The 16,862-nt window shown below is 72.0% G+C and carries 10 protein-coding genes and 1 pseudogene; 10 read left to right on the plus strand and 1 reads right to left on the minus strand.

All coding sequences use genetic code 11. The annotated features are described in order from the left end of the window. The 3 genes and pseudogenes from GT354_RS45025 to GT354_RS45035 form a co-directional block, all read left to right on the plus strand. Positions 1-167, plus strand: a pseudogene (locus GT354_RS45025) (RNA 2',3'-cyclic phosphodiesterase); the annotation flags it as partial. A 177-nt stretch (positions 168-344) separates the two neighbouring features. Then, a complete protein-coding gene (locus tag GT354_RS45030; protein ID WP_161363126.1) occupies positions 345-1,145 on the plus strand; it encodes an ABC transporter ATP-binding protein in 801 nt (266 codons plus the stop codon). A gap of 43 nt (positions 1,146-1,188) precedes the next feature. Then, positions 1,189-2,745 (plus strand): hypothetical protein, encoded by a 1,557-nt coding sequence (locus GT354_RS45035; RefSeq protein WP_161363128.1) that lies wholly within the window; start codon positions 1,189-1,191, stop codon positions 2,743-2,745. Between the two features lie 74 nt (positions 2,746-2,819). Here GT354_RS45035 and GT354_RS45040 read toward each other — a convergent pair whose 3' ends face one another. Next, positions 2,820-5,039: an NADP-dependent isocitrate dehydrogenase gene (locus GT354_RS45040; RefSeq protein ID WP_161363131.1), complete on the minus strand. Its 2,220-nt coding sequence runs from the start codon at positions 5,037-5,039 to the stop codon at positions 2,820-2,822. Between the two features lie 273 nt (positions 5,040-5,312). Here GT354_RS45040 and GT354_RS45045 point away from each other — a divergent pair, with 273 nt between their 5' ends. The 7 genes from GT354_RS45045 to GT354_RS45075 all read left to right on the plus strand — a co-directional run bounded on the left by GT354_RS45045 (position 5,313) and on the right by GT354_RS45075 (position 16,803). Then, positions 5,313-5,903: a TetR/AcrR family transcriptional regulator gene (locus tag GT354_RS45045; protein WP_202513015.1), complete on the plus strand. Its 591-nt coding sequence runs from the start codon at positions 5,313-5,315 to the stop codon at positions 5,901-5,903. A 265-nt stretch (positions 5,904-6,168) separates the two neighbouring features. After that, complete coding sequence (locus GT354_RS45050; protein ID WP_161363132.1) at positions 6,169-7,620, plus strand: aminopeptidase P family protein; 1,452 nt, start codon at positions 6,169-6,171, stop codon at positions 7,618-7,620. Positions 7,621-7,704: 84 nt separating this feature from the next. Continuing rightward, on the plus strand, positions 7,705-9,003 hold the full coding sequence (locus tag GT354_RS45055; protein ID WP_161363134.1) for an FAD-dependent oxidoreductase: 1,299 nt from the start codon (positions 7,705-7,707) through the stop codon (positions 9,001-9,003). A gap of 286 nt (positions 9,004-9,289) precedes the next feature. Next, positions 9,290-11,437, plus strand: a complete 2,148-nt coding sequence (locus tag GT354_RS45060; protein ID WP_161363136.1) for a hypothetical protein — start codon at positions 9,290-9,292, stop codon at positions 11,435-11,437. Position 11,438: 1 nt separating this feature from the next. After that, a complete protein-coding gene (locus GT354_RS45065) occupies positions 11,439-12,632 on the plus strand; it encodes a hypothetical protein (RefSeq protein ID WP_161363138.1) in 1,194 nt (397 codons plus the stop codon). Further along, positions 12,629-15,160, plus strand: a complete 2,532-nt coding sequence (locus GT354_RS45070; RefSeq protein ID WP_161363139.1) for a GTPase-associated protein 1-related protein — start codon at positions 12,629-12,631, stop codon at positions 15,158-15,160. Before GT354_RS45065 ends, GT354_RS45070 begins: the two co-directional genes overlap by 4 nt. Next, positions 15,160-16,803 (plus strand): hypothetical protein, encoded by a 1,644-nt coding sequence (locus GT354_RS45075; protein ID WP_161363141.1) that lies wholly within the window; start codon positions 15,160-15,162, stop codon positions 16,801-16,803. Before GT354_RS45070 ends, GT354_RS45075 begins: the two co-directional genes overlap by 1 nt. Positions 16,804-16,862 lie beyond the last annotated feature (59 nt).

A 16,862-nucleotide genomic window follows, 5' to 3' on the forward strand; every position in this document is an offset into this window, starting at 1 on the left:
GCCGGGACAACCTCGACGGCATCGCGGCGGCGGCCGACGCACTCGCCGGCTTCGCCGGCCGCCCGTGGCCCGCCCGACGCCTGCACCTGGTGGGCAGCAACATCGGCCGCGGCCCGGGCCCGATCCACTACCGCGACATCGACGCCTGGCCCCTGCACGGCGACTGAGGCCGCGGGCCGCAGCGCCCGACTCGACGATTCGATCGCGAACTCCCCCACGGCGACGCTAACTTGAGACCGCGGTACCGGACGCGCGCACCGCCGCGCCCGATCCGACGTCGGCCGCGCCGACGGGTCGCGTGCGGCCGGCGCACGTGGGCGGGCCATCGAGAGGCGAACAGGTTCATGCACAGCACCGAGCACGCGGCCCGAGACCGGACCCGGGAAACGCGAGGCGTCGGGGTCGAGATTCGCGGCGTCTCACACTGGTACGGCCGCCATCGTGCGCTGATCGACGTCGACCTCGACATCCTCGCCGGCCGGATCACCTGCCTCCTGGGACCCAACGGCGCAGGCAAGTCCACGCTCGTCCACGGCATCGTCGACATGGTGCGGCCGAGCGAGGGGAGCATCCGAGTCGGCGGCCTCGCTCCGGCGGAGGCGGCGGCCGCCGCGCTGATCGGCTTCGTGTACGACGACCTGCCGCTCCCGCACGCGCTCACCGGACGCGAGGCGCTGCGGCTGCTCGCCGCGACGCACGCGCGCTGGGACCAGCCGCTCGTGGACGAACTCGTCGACCTGCTCGGCCTTGACGCCGCGATCGACCGACCGATCGGTGCCTACTCGCACGGGATGAAACGCAAACTCCAGATCGTGGCGTCGCTGGGCCAACGTCCGGCCCTGTGGGTCCTGGACGAGCCGCTCCGAGGTCTGGACCCGGTGGCCGCGACCGTACTGACCGCGCTGCTCCACCGCTTCGTCGAGACCGACGGAACCGTGCTCGTCGCCACGCACGACCTCCTGGCCGCCGAGGTGATCGGCGACGACATTGCCATCGTGTGCGCCGGACGGCTCGTGCGCTTTGGCGCGCTCGACACGTTGCGCGCCGAACAGCCGGGCGGACTCACCGAGTTGTACCTCAGCGCCGCCGGCCTCACCGACGAGGTCGCCGTCGCGCGAACGCGGATCGGGGCGCTGGGGCTGTGACGACGGACCGGGTGCGAAGCCACGGGGGAGGGGTGTCCGGGTGGTGAACCGCGTCGAACCCACCGCGACCGTCGACGGCCGCGGTGCCGGTTCCCAACGCCCGTCCGGTGCGCGGCGGATCGGGCCGGCGCGCGGCACGCGGCACCACGTACGCGTCGTCCTCGCCGTCGCGCACGCCGTCCTGCGGGGGTGGCGCAACGTGCTGATCTCCGCACTGGGCACTCGAACCCGTTATCGCGTGGTAACCACGTCCGTGCTCGTCGTGGTGGTCGGCGGCGACCTCGTCGTGATCCTCGCCTCGACCCGACGCGCCCCCTCGCGCAGCGGCCTCCCCCCGGACTTCGTCTACGCGACCCTGGGCGCGGCCGCCGTCGGCGTCGGCGTGCTGCTCGCCGCCCTCGCCGCCCTGCTGCTCCCGGAACACGGCGAATTCGACGGCTTCCTCGCGACCACGCGCGCCACCGCCTCGGCCCGTGCGCTCGGCGAGGAACTCCCGGTGCTGTGCGCCTTCCTGGCGATGGCGGCGGCCGGGTGCGTGCCCTTGACGACCGCGTCGCTCGACACCGCGCCCTCGGCCGGTCACGTGGTGCTGATCGGGGTCGGGTGCTTCCTCGTGGTGGCGTTCGGGCTGTTCGCCGGCCGGCTCCTGCACGCCCTGGCGATCAGGCTCCTCGTCGTCGTGGGCATCCCCGCCGGCGCGGGCCGGCCGATCGGCGCGGGCGCGATGATCGCCCTCGCGGTGTGGTCGTTCGCGACGCTGCGCCCGAAGAACTCGGACGCGCCGGTGACGGGCCTGCGGCGGTTCCTGGCCGGCGTGTACGACGGCGGCCGGCTCACCCCGGTCACGACGGGCGTTTTGGTCGTCGGGTGCGCCGTGATGATCGGGTGCACGGTCCTGTTGCCGGCTCCCCGGGGTCGGGCCGGCGGGAGTGGCGGGCCTCGGTGGTTCGCGGTGGGGGTGGGGGCCGGCTCCGCCGTTTCCGGGCGGCCGTTTTTCGCCGTCACACGTGCCGTGCTGTCGTGCGCGCTGCGAGAGCCGGGCGTTCGCATGTGGGTCGGCGCCGCGTCGCTCGCCCCCGCCGCGGCCGCCTTCGCGCAGGGGGTGACCGGTATCGCCTTCACCGGGGGGACCGCGATGCTCCTGGCGCTGCCGGGTCTGCTCGCCGCGTTCGTGCACGGCGTGACCCGCGGCCTGCGCACGCTCCTGGGCACCACGGGGCGCACCGGCCGGCAGACCTTCGCCCCGGTCACGATCGCCACCGTGCTCTTGGTGGCGGCCACCCTGGTGGCCGAGTACGTCGTGGCCCTGCTCGTCACCGACCTGTCCGCGGGCACGGCGTCGGCGGGACTCGCTCTGTGCGCGGTGTCGTTCGGGGTGGCGCTGCTCCTCGGGCACCTGCTGCCGGTCCGCGCGGACGGCACGTCGTGGGTGACGCTGGAGATGCTCGCGTTCGCCGTCACGGTGCTCTTGGTCGTCGTCGTGATCCGACAGCCCGTACTGCCCGTGCCGATCGCCTTGGCCACGGTCGCCGTGCTCGGCCCGGTCGGTGGCGTGGCCGCGGCTCGGAGCGTCGAGCGGCGGCGCGCCGCGGTCGACTGAGGTGGGACGGGGGTGGACGTGGAACCGCCCCGGCCGGGTGGCTTCCGGTCGGGGCGGTTCGGGGTCGTTCGGGGTCAGGCCAGGGTGGCGATGGCCTTGTTGAAGGTGGCGGACGGGCGCATGACGGCCGCGGCCTTGGCGGCGTCGGGGCGGTAGTAGCCGCCGATGTCGGCCGGCGAGCCCTGTACCGCGATCAGCTCGGCGACGATCGTCTGCTCCTGCTCGGCCAGGGTGCGCGCGAGCGGGCCGAACGCCTCGGCCAGGGCCGCGTCGTCGGTCTGCTCGGCCAGCTCCTGCGCCCAGTACAGGGCCAGGTAGAAGTGGCTGCCGCGGTTGTCGATGCCACCGAGGCGACGGCTCGGCGACTTGTCCTCGTCCAGGAACGTGCCGGTCGCGCGGTCGAGCGTGTCGGCCAGGACCTGGGCGCGGGCGTTGCCCGTGGACTGCGCGAGGTGCTCGAAGCTGACCGCCAGGGCGAGGAACTCGCCGAGGCTGTCCCAGCGCAGGTAGTTCTCCTTGACGAGCTGCTGGACGTGCTTGGGGGCCGAGCCGCCCGCGCCGGTCTCGAACAGGCCGCCGCCGTGCATGAGCGGGACGACCGAGAGCATCTTCGCGCTCGTGCCCAGCTCCAGGATCGGGAACAGGTCGGTCAGGTAGTCGCGCAGCACGTTGCCGGTGACCGAGATGGTGTCCTCGCCGCGGCGGATGCGCTCCAGCGAGAACGCGGTCGCCTCGACCGGCGACATGATCTCGATGGTCAGGCCGTCGGTGTCGTGCTCGGCCAGGTAGGTCTTGACCTTCGCGATCAGGTTCGCGTCGTGGGCGCGACCCTCGTCCAGCCAGAACACCGCCGGGCTGCCGGTCGCGCGGGCGCGGGTGACGGCGAGCTTGACCCAGTCGCGGATCGGCAGGTCCTTGGTCTGGCACGCGCGGAAGATGTCGCCCGCGCTCACGGCCTGCTCCAGCACGACGGCGCCGGACGCGTCGAGCACGCGCACCGTGCCCGTGGTGGGGATCTCGAAGGTCTTGTCGTGGCTGCCGTACTCCTCGGCCTTCTGCGCCATCAGACCGACGTTGGGCACCGAGCCCATGGTCGCCGGGTCGTACGCGCCGTGTGCCCGGCAGTCGTCGAGGACGACCTGGTAGACACCCGCGTAGCTGCTGTCCGGGAGGACGGCGAGGGTGTCGGCCTCCTGGCCGTCCGGACCCCACATGTGGCCGGAGGTGCGGATCATCGCCGGCATCGAGGCGTCGACGATGACGTCGCTCGGTACGTGCAGGTTGGTGATGCCGCGGTCGGAGTCGACCATCGCCAGCGCCGGGCCGGCGGCGAGTTCGGCCTCGAAGGACTCCTTGATCTTCGCGCCCTCGGGCAGCGTCTCCAGGCCCTTGAGGATGCCGCCGAGGCCGTCGTTGGGGGTCAGGCCGGCGGCGGCGAGCGCCTCGCCGTGCTCGGCGAACGTCTGCGGGAAGAACGCGCGCACCACGTGACCGAAGACGATCGGGTCGGAGACCTTCATCATCGTGGCCTTCAGGTGCACCGAGAACAGCACGTCCTCGGCCTTGGCCCGGGCGACCTGCGCCGAGAGGAACTCGCGCAGCGGCCCCACGCGCATCACCGAGGCGTCGACGACCTCGTTCGCGAGTACGGGGATCGACTCGCGCAGCACGGTGGTGCTGCCGTCGTCGCCCGCCAGTTCGATGCGCAGCGTGCCCGCCTCGGCGATCACGGCGGACTTCTCGGTCGAGCGGAAGTCGTCGGTCGTCATGTGCGCGACGTTGGTCTTCGAGTCGGCCGTCCAGGCGCCCATGCGGTGCGGGTGCTTGCGGGCGTAGTTCTTGACCGACGCGGGCGCGCGGCGGTCGGAGTTGCCCTCGCGCAGCACCGGGTTCACGGCGCTGCCCAGGACCTTCGCGTAGCGCGCCCGGACGTCCTTGTCCTCGTCGGTCTTCGGGTCGTCCGGGTAGTCCGGAAGCGCGTAGCCCTGCTCCCGAAGCTCGGCGATCGCGGCCTTGAGCTGCGGAATCGAGGCCGAGACGTTGGGCAGCTTGATGATGTTCGCCTCGGGAGTCTTGGCGAGCTCACCGAGCTCGGCCAAGGCGTCCTCGGCCCGCTCCGCGGGTTCGAGGCGGTCGGAGAAGCCGGCGATGATCCGCCCGGCCAGCGAGATGTCACGGGTCGCAACAGTGACCCCGGCCGTCGACGCGTACGCCTGGATCACCGGCAGGAAGGAGTATGTCGCCAGGGCCGGCGCCTCGTCGGTGTGCGTGTAGATGATGGTCGGGTCAGTCACAGGATGCTCCGCTCCATGTCCGCAAGATTGCTTGACATCAAGATATCCCGTGACCGATCCATACTCGCCAGGACCCCGCCCCGCCCACGAGGGAAACACTCGGTTGCCAGGGTGGTTCGGCTCGACGGGTCCGGCCTTGACGGGTCCCGCTTCGATGGGGGCCCGGCCTCGATGGGCACGTCTGGGTCGGCGCGCCTCGGCCGGGGCCCGTGCGGCAAAGGTGCAACGAGGCAACTTTCATACTCGGATAACCCAGGGCGTTAGGCTTCGGTCATGACCGAGCCGACGATGGGGCGCCGTGAGCGCAAGAAGGCCGCCACCCGCCAGGCGCTGGCCGACGCGGCCCTGCGTTTGTTTCTCGAACGGGGCTACGAGCACGTGAGCGTCAAGGACGTCGCGGACGCCGCCGACGTCTCCACGACCACGCTCTTCAAGCACTTCACCGGCAAGGAGGCGCTCGTCTTCGACCGGGACTTCGAGGTCGAGGCGCGGCTGGTCGCCGCCGTGCGCGACCGGGAACCGGGCCGGTCGATCCCCGGGGCCTTGCGGGACCGGCTCGTGCAGATGGCCATGCCCTCCGCCGATGACGGCCCCGACAAGGCCGCCTTCCGGAAACTGGTGGAGAGCACCCCCGTACTCAAGGAGTACGGGCGGCGCATGTGGATGCGTCACGAGACCGCCCTCGCGCACGCCATCGCCGCCGACGTCGACGCCCCGGAGGACGACCTCACGTGCGCGGCGCTGGCCCGCTTCGCGCTCGGGACCGCCGCCCTCGGCGACGGGCGGGACGACCCTCGCCCCGGCATCGACAGCGCCTTCGCCCTGCTCGAACACGGGTGGAACGCCGTCCACGGCAACGGCTGAGCCGCAGGGTGGACCCGGGCCGACTGGTGCCCGCCCGGGCCCCCGGATCCCCTTGCCGCCTTCTCTGCTCGCGCCCCGACCCGCCTCGGCCCCCGCCCGTGCGTGGCCGGGTCGACGGGTCGGGAATGATGGGTGTGAACAAACGATCGACAAGCGGCCGACACAATCGGCGCGTGTCGCCGGAATACGGATTCGACAAGATCGACAAGATCGATGGAATCGACAGAACCGACAGAACCGACAGGTTCGAGCCAAGGAGGTCGTCGTGGGTGCCGAGAACGGGCAGTCCGAGGAGCAGGCGCAGCCGATCAAGCAGCGTAAGAACGGCTTGTACGGCGCCCTCTCGGAGGAGTTGGCCGCGAACATGCGCGCCGGGTGGGCCGACACCGAGCGCGGTGACCTCGCGCCGATCGAGCAGGCCCCGAACGCGGCCCGACGGCGTGCGGCGCTCTCCGCCCGGTTCCCGGGCGAGCGCCTGGTGATCCCGGCGGGCAACCTCAAGACCAGGTCCAACGACACGGAATACCCCTTCCGGGCCTCGACCGAGTACGCGTACCTGACCGGCGACCTGACCCAGGACGGCGTGCTGGTGCTGGAACCCGTCGCCGACGGTCACGACGCGGTGCTGTACCTGCTGCCTCGTTCGAACCGCGAGAACGGCGAATTCTGGCTCGACGGCCAGGGCGAACTGTGGGTCGGTCGACGGCCCGGCCTGTCCGAGGGCGAACTGCTGTACGGGTTGCCGTGTCGGGACGTGCGCAAGGCCGCGGACGACGTGTCCCAGGCGGCCGGCGGCGTGCGCATCGTGCGTGGGCACGATGCGGGCCTGGAGGCGGCCCTCGGCGAGCGCCTCGACGCCGAGCGCGACGAGGAACTGCGGGTCTTCCTGGCCGACGAGCGACTGGTGAAGGACGACTTCGAGATCCGGCAACTCCAGGCCGCGGTCGACTCGACCGTGCGCGGTTTCGAGGACGTGGTCCGGGTCCTGGACCGGGCCGAGGCGACGTCGGAGCGCTACATCGAGGGCACGTTCTTCCTCCGGGCGCGGATCGAGGGCAACGACGTCGGCTACGGCTCCATCTGCGCGGCCGGCCCGCACGCGACCACGCTGCACTGGGTCCGCAACGACGGCCCGGTGCGCTCGGGCGACCTGCTGCTGCTGGACGCGGGCGTCGAGACGCACACCCTCTACACCGCCGACGTCACCCGCACGCTGCCCGTCGACGGCCGGTTCACCGAGTTCCAGCGGCGGATCTACGACGCCGTGTTCGCCGCGCAGGAGGCGGGCATCGCCGCCGTGCGACCCGGCGCGAAGTACCGGGAGTTCCACGACGAGGCGCAGCGGGTGCTCGCCGAGCACCTCGTCGAGTGGGGTTTGGTCGAAGGTCCCGTGGAGCGCGTGCTCGAACTGGGACTCCAGCGTCGGTGGACGCTGCACGGCACGGGCCACATGCTCGGCCTGGACGTGCACGACTGCGCGGTGGCGCGGACCGAGGCCTATGTGGACGGTGCGCTGGAGCCGGGGATGTGTCTGACCGTGGAACCCGGGCTGTACTTCCAGGCCGACGACCTGACCGTGCCGGAGGAGTATCGCGGCATCGGGGTACGCATCGAGGACGACATCCTGGTGACCGAGGACGGCAACCGGAACCTGTCGGCCGGGCTGCCGCGCGGCGCGGACGAGATCGAGTCGTGGATGGCTCGGCTTCGCGGCTGACCCGCGTGGGCACCTTGGGTCGGGGTCGACACGGCGCCGACTCAAGGGAAGGCCGGGTCGGCCGGGACGAATGAGGTGGGCCGGATGAGCACGGACGTCGTAGTGGTCGGGGCAGGCGTGATGGGCTGCTCGATCGCGCTGGAACTGGCCCGAGCGGGTCGACGGGTGACCGTGGTGGACAAGGCGGGCGGCTTCGGTCTCGGCTCGACGAGCGCGTCGAGCGCCGTGGTGCGGTTCAACTACTCCACGTACGCCGGTGTGGCCGCGTCGTGGGAGGCGTCGTTTTGCTGGCGGGACTGGCGCGAGCATCTCGGCTGCGACGTCGGGGACTTGGTCCGGTTCCAGCGCACCGGCTTCGCGATGCTCGACGCCGAGGCGGCGCCGCGGGCCGGCTTCGTGTCCTTGTTCGACGCGGTCGGTGTGCCGTACGAAGAATGGGACGGTGCCACGCTCGCGGCCGGGATCGCGGGCATCGACACCGGGCGGTACGGGCCGCCCAAGCGCCTCGACGACGACGGCTTCTGGGCGGACGCGTCGGGCACGCTCGGCGCGATCTTCACCCCGGACGCCGGCTACATCGGCGACCCGCAGTCGGCGACGCAAAATCTGGCCGTCGCGGCGAAGTGCCACGGGGCCGAGTTCCGGCTGCGGCGCAGGGTCGTCGCGGTCGAATCCTCGGACAACAGGGTGCGTACGGTCGTCCTCGACGACGGCACCAGGCTCGGTTGCGCGAGCGTGGTCAACGCGGCCGGTCCCTGGTCGAGTGGGCTCAACGAACTCGCGGGAGTGGGCGCCGACTTCACCGTCAAGGTGCGGCCGATGCGACAGGAGGTCGGCTACGTCCGCGCGCCCGCGGGCTACAACCCCGCCGGGGGCGCCGGGGTGACGGTGGCGGACCTGGACCTGGGCACCTACATCCGCGGGGAGGTCGGCGGCGGGCTGCTCGTCGGCGGCACCGAACCGGCGTGCGACCCGCTCGAATGGATCGACGATCCCGACGCCGCGAACCCGAACCCGACGCAGGCCGTCTTCGAGACGCAGGTGACCCGAGCGGCCCGGCGGCTGACCGGGCTCGCCGTGCCCAACCGCGCGCGGGGCGTGGCCGGGGTCTACGACGTGGCCGACGACTGGACGCCGATCTACGACCGCACCGACCTCGACGGCTTCTATGTGGCGATGGGCACGAGCGGCAACCAGTTCAAGAACGCCCCGCTCGTGGGGCAGTTGATGGCCACGCTGATCGAGCGGGTCGAGAGCGGCGTCGACCACGACGCGCAGCCGGTGCGGTTCACCGGCCGGCACACCGGACTGACCATCGACCTGGGCGAGTTCTCCCGCAGGCGCGCCGCGAACACCGCGAGTTCGGGGACCGTGTTCGGCTGAGCGGTCGCTGTCACGTGTCGGCGGGGGATCCTCCGACCGGGGACCGTGTTCGGCCCAGTGGCCGGTCGTCGTGGGTCGGTGGGATCCACGGGCCGGGGGCCGTGTTCGGGTGCGCCGCCGGCCGTCCCAGGTCGGTGACGATCCGCCGGGCTCGGTGGTGGTGGTAAACCGAGCGTTCCGCTACGTTCGGTGCTCGCGTGTTGTCGGTACGCACCGGTCGATCGGGCCCGGGCCGGCGATGCGGGGGGAGTGAGCGTTGAGTACGGGGGCGTCGGGGGGAGCGCCGGTGTTGCCGCGTTTTCCCAATCTGGTCGGTTTCGAGGATCTCGACGCCCTGCTCGCCGAACACGCGCACGTGCACCTGCTCGACCTGCTCGCCCCCGACGCCCCGACGTTGCGCGTACTCGACGGCGTGTGGGTGCCGGGCAACGGGCTCTCGTGGAAGCCGGTCGACGCGGCCTTCCTGCGCGCCTGGCACGGGCCTTCGACCGCCGCACCCGCGGTGACCGCGCTGTGCGCGGCGCTGGAGCACGATCGGCTCGCGGTGCGACGAGTCGTGCTCTACCAACTGGTTCGCGACCTTCAGCGCCACCGCGGCCGGGCCGTGGTGACCGCGCGCGCCGCACACCTGCGCATCCACCCCGACGAGATCCCGTACATCGCCGCCGCGGCCGTCGCGAGCGCGCCCGGCGCCGACCGCGAGGCGGCCGAGTCGTTGGCGAGCGTATGGCAGGCCGGATCGCTCGCCCGGGCACGGGAGTTGGCCGAGCGGCTCACCGAACAGCGGGTCGACCACGTCCTCGACCGGGTCTGTCGCGACATCGAACGGGCCGGTCGGGTCCGTGACCGGCTCACGAACATCGCGACGCGTGCCGAGGCGGCCGGCGACACCGACTCCGCGATCACCGTGTGGACGCGACTGTGGAAGCGCTGGGCGGACGGCCCGGCGTACGACGGCCTGACCCGGCACGCTCCGCCCGGGCCGGCGGTCCGGGCGCGATTCGGCGGCGACCGGGTGACGCTCGACTGGCAGCACGTCGAAGCCGGCGGACACATCGACTACGCCGTGGCCCGCCTGGCCGACGACCATCCTCCCGGGCAAGAGGCCGCGGCCGAGCCACTGGGCACCGTCTCGGTGCCCCGCTTCGAGGACACGACCCCACCACCGGGCCGCCGAATTCGCTATCTCGTGGCCGCTCGGCGCGACGAAGTCGCCGGAGCCTGGGCCACCACGGCGACCGTGTCCACCGCTCCCGAACTCCCGGACCTGTACCTGGAACCCATCCGCGGCGGGATCGGCGGCCGGTGGGCCGAGCCGCCCGCGGGCGCCGAGATACGCGTCACCCGCCGCGCCGATCACCCGCCGACGAGCCCCGGCGACGGCACCGACGTGCCGGTGCGCGCCGACAAACGCGGCTTCGCCGACACCGGGCTGCCCGAGGACAGCGCGTGGCACTATCTCGCCGTCGCCGCGTACCGCTGCCCGGACGGGACGTTCGCCTACTCGACCGGCCGTTCGGCGAACACCGTCGTACGCGCGTGGCCCGACCCGGTCGAGCTGCTCGACGCCCACGCGGACGAAGCGGGCACCGTACGGGTCACCTGGACCGAGCCGGCCCGAGGCCACGTGCACGCCCGGTGGTACGACGACGGCGCCGCCCCCGAGCCGGGCCGTCCGCTTCCCTCGGGCACGGTGGGCGACCCGGTGGAACCACCCCACGACTTCGGCCTGCACCCGCACGGCATCCGCACGCTCGGCTTCGCCACCCGCCGGGGCCCGCTCACGGTGGCCGGCCCCGGACTTCGGGTCGAGGTCGCCGAACCCGTCGAGCAACTGCGCGCCGAACACGTCGCCGAGGTCGTCCGGGTGCTGTGGACGTGGCCCGCGACCACCCAGCGCGTCGAGATCGACTGGCACGGCCACACGCAGGACGGACTGCCGATCACCGGACGGCGCGTGGTGGCCCGCGCCGAGTATCGCGTCCGCGGCGTCGACCTGCCGATCGCCGCGGCCTCGACGTGCCGGATCACCGTCCGGCCGATCGTGACCTCCGACGCCGACGTGCTGGTGCGACCCGCCCGCGCCGTCCCGCTCGGAGCGCGGCGCACCGTCCGCTACCGCATCCGCAAGCCCAACCTCTTCGCCCGCGATCGCCGGGCCACCGTGGTGATCACCATCGACGGTCGGCCCGAGGGCCCGGTCGGGCTCACCCTGCTCGCCCGCCCCGGCCGCGAGATGCCGCTCACCGTCGAACAGGGCCGGGTCCTGCTGCGACTTCCCGACGCGTGCCCGGACCCCGATCGACCGCTCGACATCCGGGTGGACCTACGCGATCTGCCTCGCCCCAGTCACCTGCGCGCATTCCTCGACGGGCCCAATGCCGCATCGTGCCGACTCGAACATCCGTCCACGGAAACGTTATTGGTGACGTGACATGGCCAAGATGGTGTGCCCCTACTGCTTTTCCGGGACGGACCCGGCGACGCTGCCGTACCGCTGCCTGATGAACACCGTCGGGATCGCCGGGTCCCAACCCTGCGCCCCCGTGCCCGACCCGCGACAGGCCGCGGCCCTGCACCGGCCGGGCGGCATCCACAGCGGCCCGATCTTCACCGCCAAGGCCCGCCGCGGAGCGGTCGAGTGCCCGGATTGCCGCGGCCACACCACCCAACGGCTGTGCCCCGAATGCCACCGGGACCTGCCCGCCGACTACAGCGGCCAGGGCACCAAGGTGATCGCGCTCGTGGGGCCCAAGAGCGCCGGCAAGAGCACCTACATCACCGTGCTGGTCCACGAACTGCGCACCAGGATCGGGGAGCAACTGGGCTCGGCCCTGTCGCCGATGGACGACGCCTCCAGCGATCGCTACGACGACATGCACCGGATGATGTACGTCAAGGACGCCCTCCCCGCGACCACCAGGCCCGCCGCGGTGGAACTCACCGATCCCCTCCTGTTCCGACTCGGTCTCCCCGGGCGGCGCGGATCCCGCCGCAGGTCGCGGCACGTCGTCCTCGCGTTCTTCGACGCCGCGGGTGAGGACCTGCAAACCGAGGCCGCCACCCAGCGCTACGCCCGCTACCTCAGCGCCGCCGACGGCATCCTGCTGCTGTGCGACCCGCTCCAACTGCCCGTCGTACGCGACCTGGTCGGCGCGGCCGGCGGCGACCTCCCCCCGGAGGAGACCGCGCCCGACCGGATCGCCGCGCAAAGTGCCCGGACGCTGCGCGCCCAACGAGGACTGCCGACCCGCAAGCGCATCTCGGTCCCGCTGGCCGTCGCACTGTCCAAGGTCGACGCCCTCGACGCCGCGCTGCCCGCCGGCCATCGACTCAGCCTGCACGAACCGGGCCCACCCGTCGGCGAGGGGATCGACCCGAACGATCTGGCGATGGTGCACGACGAGGTGTCCGCGCTCATGACGCACTGGCAACAGGGCGCGCTCGCGCGGCAATTGGATACCGACTTCGAGGACTGGAGGTACTTCGCGGTGTCCGCCCTGGGCGATACGCCGCAGGGCCCGGGGCGGGCGCCGGCGCACGGGATCCACCCGCTGCGCGTGGCCGATCCGCTGCTGTGGCTGCTCGCCCGCTTCGGCTTGGTGCCCGTTCGGAGGAAAGTACGATGACGATCCGTCAGATGCACTACAGCTCGGTGGAGCACGGGCCCGGGGGCGGTTCGGGCTTCCAATTCACCTCGATCGACCCCGACGTGGACGCCGGCACGCGCGGGCACATCGAGCAACTCCTGCGCTACGAACCCCCGGACGGCCTCGCGACGGTACCGACCGCGACCGAGCTCGCCGCCTTCCCGATCTCGTTCAGCCACACCCGATTGCCGACCGGCGCGGCGGTGCTGTGCCGAACCCGCTACGTCGGACAGGACTATTCGGGGCGGCAGGGCAACTTCCACGCGCACGCGCTGTACGCCCACGACGGCCGCTTCGGCCGCGCTCCGTGGGAGAGCGCGTGGTCGCCGCTGTGGCGCGACGAACTCCCCACCGGGGGAGCGGCCACCACGCTCGACGAACTGCCCGCGGGCACCGCCCCGTCCCCGGCCCGCCTCGCCGAGTTCGCCGCTCGGCACAAGGATCGCCTCGCGCCCTTCCTGGCCGACGTGTTCCGGCTCTTCGGCGACGGCGACGCGCGGCAGATCATCGTGTGCGAGGGCGACCCGAAGGACATCCTGTACTGGATCGCGCTCGCGACGGCCTCGTTGGAGCCGGCCCAGGCGCAACGACTGACGTTCACGTCGTACACCCGCCGTCCCTACCTCGCCGTCCAGCAGATCGTCGGCATCGCCCCCGGATCGGATTTCGCCTACTCCGACACCGAGGTCAACCATCAGTACCGCGTGCACGGGTCCGCCGCCCGGCACACCAGCCCCCCGTCGACCGACGCGCGTTCGCGGCAGTTCGCGCAGTTGTGGGCAACCGGCGAGACCACCGCGGTCGCCGAACTCGCCGCCGGCCATCCGGACGCGCCCGGCGGCCCCGAAAGCGCCGACCAGGCCGGGCGGTGGGCCGCGATCGACCTCTCGAAAGGCAGGATCGACGACGTCGACCACGCCGTGCGCTGGTTGCGCGGGCACATCGGCGACGGCGAGCCGTCGTTCTGGGCGGGAGTCGCCGCGACGCTCGTCGCGCACGAGGACAAGCTCTCCGAAGAGACCCTGGGCATCGTCGTGGAGACCCTCGGGCCCGAACTGCCGGCGGCCGAACGGGACGAGTTGGGCGTCACCGCGATCGTACGCATGTCACAGCACGGCGACTTCGGCAGCCCGGACGAGATCGACCGGGCGATTCGCGATCCGGCGGCGTTGGAGCGGCTGAACCGGGCGATGCACTCCACGATGGAGCGCCGCATCGGCGAACTGACGCACGGCCGGCGCCGAGGCGAGCCCGGTGCGGCGGCCAGGACGTTGCGGATGGGGGACCGCTTCGGGGTCGACTACGGCAACGCCTTCGTCAAGCTCGCCGATCTGCTCGCGAGCGACCTGCTCACCGAGGATCTCGACACTCTCGACTTCCTCAAGGGCACGCGCCACGTCAAGCTGCGCGATTTCGTGCTCGACGAGTTGGACCAACGGGAGGCGGGCCACCGCCCGGAGGTGCGCGAACTGCTCGCCCGGGGCGAATTCGCCGAGTTCGTGCGCGATCGGGCCGGGGCTCGGCATCGGCTGTGGATGACCGCCCGTGGGCAACTGGCCCGCGCGAGGGGGGTCACCGGTGATCGTGCGCTGTTCGGCGAGGTGTGGCGCCGCGACTTCCCGGACGAGCAACGCGTCGAACTGGTCCGGCACGCCGTGCGGATCATGTGTGACGGTGAACAACTGACCCTCGACGGCGCCATGGGACTGCTCACGGAGGTCCCCACGGCAGACCTGCGCGCGGCCGGCCTGGCGGCCGAACTCCAGGAACCCGTGCGTCAGGACAGCGAACCCGGCCCCAACACCTTCTTGTTCGCGAACGAACTGGAGCGGCGGAAGATCGGTGAACTGACCCCGGAGACACAACTGGTCTGCCTGCTGGGCACGTTGCGCGACGGGGGGCCGCGCAACCTCGTGGTCAAGGAGACCGTGGAACTCATCCGGCGGATCTCCACGCGGCCTGTGCTCGCGTCGACCGCGCGCAAAGCCGTGATCGACTACCTTCTCGCCCGACGCTCCCCGCCGGCGTTCACCAACGAACTCGAACTGAGCGCACTCGCGCACAGCGGTGACGACGAATTGGTCGGGCTGTATCGAAAGGGCGTGTCCGATTCCGATTGGCGACGGGGGACCACGTTGACGCCGCAGACCGCGGCCCGCTGGTTCGTCGCGCTGCGCAAGGCCGATACGCACGCTTCGCCGGCCTCCTCGTGGCACGCGGTTCGGTCCAGGATCGAGAAGGACGCCTTGGTCAAGATCGCCCAGGACGGCAGGCAGGCCGACATGGTGGAACTCGGAGCCCACGAGGTCGCCCGATTGTCCGGGGACGCGCTCGCGCGGGAATGGCGCACCCTGTTCGAAAAGCGCGGGATCCTGAACAAGTTCCGCAGCGGTCGAGGCTCCCAGCCCGATCCGGTCCCGCCGTCCCCGGGGCACGCCTCCGATGCGGGCCCCACCCACCCACGCCCACATTGGCGCGGCCCGCAGCCGCCGAGAGGTGACAGCTGATGCAGGTCGGGCTCGTCCTTGTCGCCATCGCCCTGGTCATCGCCTACCTGTTCGTCGCGGTCTTCGTTCTCGGCCCGATCATCGTGGTCGGAGTCGGGGTCGTTCTCGGGATCTTCCTGCTCGTGCGCGGTTCGACGACGTTCGCGAACGTGTTACGAGCCGTGCCCACGGGCCGGCCCCCGACCGGAATGCTGCCGGTCGACCAGGAAACGGCCTATCGGTCGTACTGGGTACGGCAGGTCTGGCTCGACCTGCGCACGGGATCCAGGGCCGCCAGGGCCGAAGCCGCAGCATGCCTGCGCGCAGACGGGGTCAAGGGCAACATCACCTGGCTGTGCTCGGGCGTCGCGCCGATGGCGTCCACGCGGGTCGACTTCGGTGGCTACGCGCTCGTCTTCACCTTCCCCATCGGCGCCGCCTGCGCGATCGGCGCCGCGGCCGCGGTGGCCGGTGCCGTCGTCCTCGCGCTCGTCGCGACCCTCGTGCTGGTCGTCCTGATCGCACTCGTGTGCGCCGCCCGGGCGTTGCTCGCGGCGGGCCTGGGCGGCGCCGACCTGCTCGGGCAGCGACTACGCGGGATCGTCCTGGGCTGCCCCCACCCCGGGTGCTACAAGGTGATCCCACTCGCGATCTACCACTGCGAGAACGGCCACGCGCAGCCGCGTGCGGTACCGGGCCGGCACGGCCTGCTGCGCCACTTCTGCGCGGTGTGCCGCGCGCCGGTGTCGTCGAGCCCGTTCACCGGACGGCGACTTCAGCGCGGCGCCTGCCCGTCGTGCAAGCGCGACCTCCCCCGCGGGTTCGGCGACTGCCGGATCGTGCACATCCCCGTCATCGGCGGCTCCTCGGCGGGCAAAACCATGCTCGTGGTGTCCCTGCTCGACGCGCTCGGGCGCCCGGACACGGCCGGCGCCCTGGCAGGCGCCGAGTTCGCCACCGCCGACGACCAGCGCGAGATGGGCCGGATGCTGACCAACCTGCGCGCCGGCACCCTGCCGGGCGCAACGACGGCGGTGCTGCCCGCGGCGGTCATGCTGTACGTCGGACAGGGGCGCAAACAACGGCTGTTGTACCTCTACGACCCGATGGGCGAGTCGTACGCGCACAGCGATCGGGTCCGCAAACAGGGCTACCTCGCGCGGGCCGGCGGCTTGCTGCTCGTGGTCGACGTCCTCGCGGCGAACGCCGTACAACAGCACCTGTCACCGCCCGAGTTGGCGACCGCGACCGGCGCCCGACCGGCCGCCGAGGACCCGACCCGGACCGTGGAGCGACTCACCGGCGAACTCGCGGCGTTCGGCAAGCGGCGGCGTCGCACCCCGGTCGCGGTCGTCGTCACCAAACGCGACGCGCTGACCGACCTGGGGCTGATGCCCGGCGCGGACACCGGAGTTCGCGACTGGTTGTGTGAAGGTGACCGACTCGGCAACCTCGTCCGCGGGCTCGAACACGACTTCGGCCGGATCCGCTACTGGTCGGTGAGCGCTCTCGCGGCGTCGGGGCCGGCCCGCGACGCCGGCGAACTGGCGCGAGTCGCCGAGCCTTTGCACTGGCTCCTCGACGGAGCGCGAAAACCACCCACGTCGGCGGCGGTTCCCCACCCTCGGATCGGCGCCGACTCCACCGCGGAGGTCGCCGGATGAGACCGCACGCCAGTCGGTACCTCGAAAGCCGAGCGTCTCGTTCTCGTACCGTCGTACTC

Source organism: Streptomyces sp. SID3343, assembly GCF_009865215.1.
Taxonomy (GTDB): domain Bacteria; phylum Actinomycetota; class Actinomycetes; order Streptomycetales; family Streptomycetaceae; genus Embleya.

Coding starts and splice junctions, on each gene's coding strand:
- GT354_RS45030 (WP_161363126.1), top strand. CDS start 345: ATGCACAGCACCGAGCACGCGGCCCGAGACCGGACCCGGGAAACGCGA.
- GT354_RS45045 (WP_202513015.1), top strand. CDS start 5,313: ATGACCGAGCCGACGATGGGGCGCCGTGAGCGCAAGAAGGCCGCCACC.
- GT354_RS45055 (WP_161363134.1), top strand. CDS start 7,705: ATGAGCACGGACGTCGTAGTGGTCGGGGCAGGCGTGATGGGCTGCTCG.
- GT354_RS45065 (WP_161363138.1), top strand. CDS start 11,439: ATGGCCAAGATGGTGTGCCCCTACTGCTTTTCCGGGACGGACCCGGCG.
- GT354_RS45070 (WP_161363139.1), top strand. CDS start 12,629: ATGACGATCCGTCAGATGCACTACAGCTCGGTGGAGCACGGGCCCGGG.
- GT354_RS45075 (WP_161363141.1), top strand. CDS start 15,160: ATGCAGGTCGGGCTCGTCCTTGTCGCCATCGCCCTGGTCATCGCCTAC.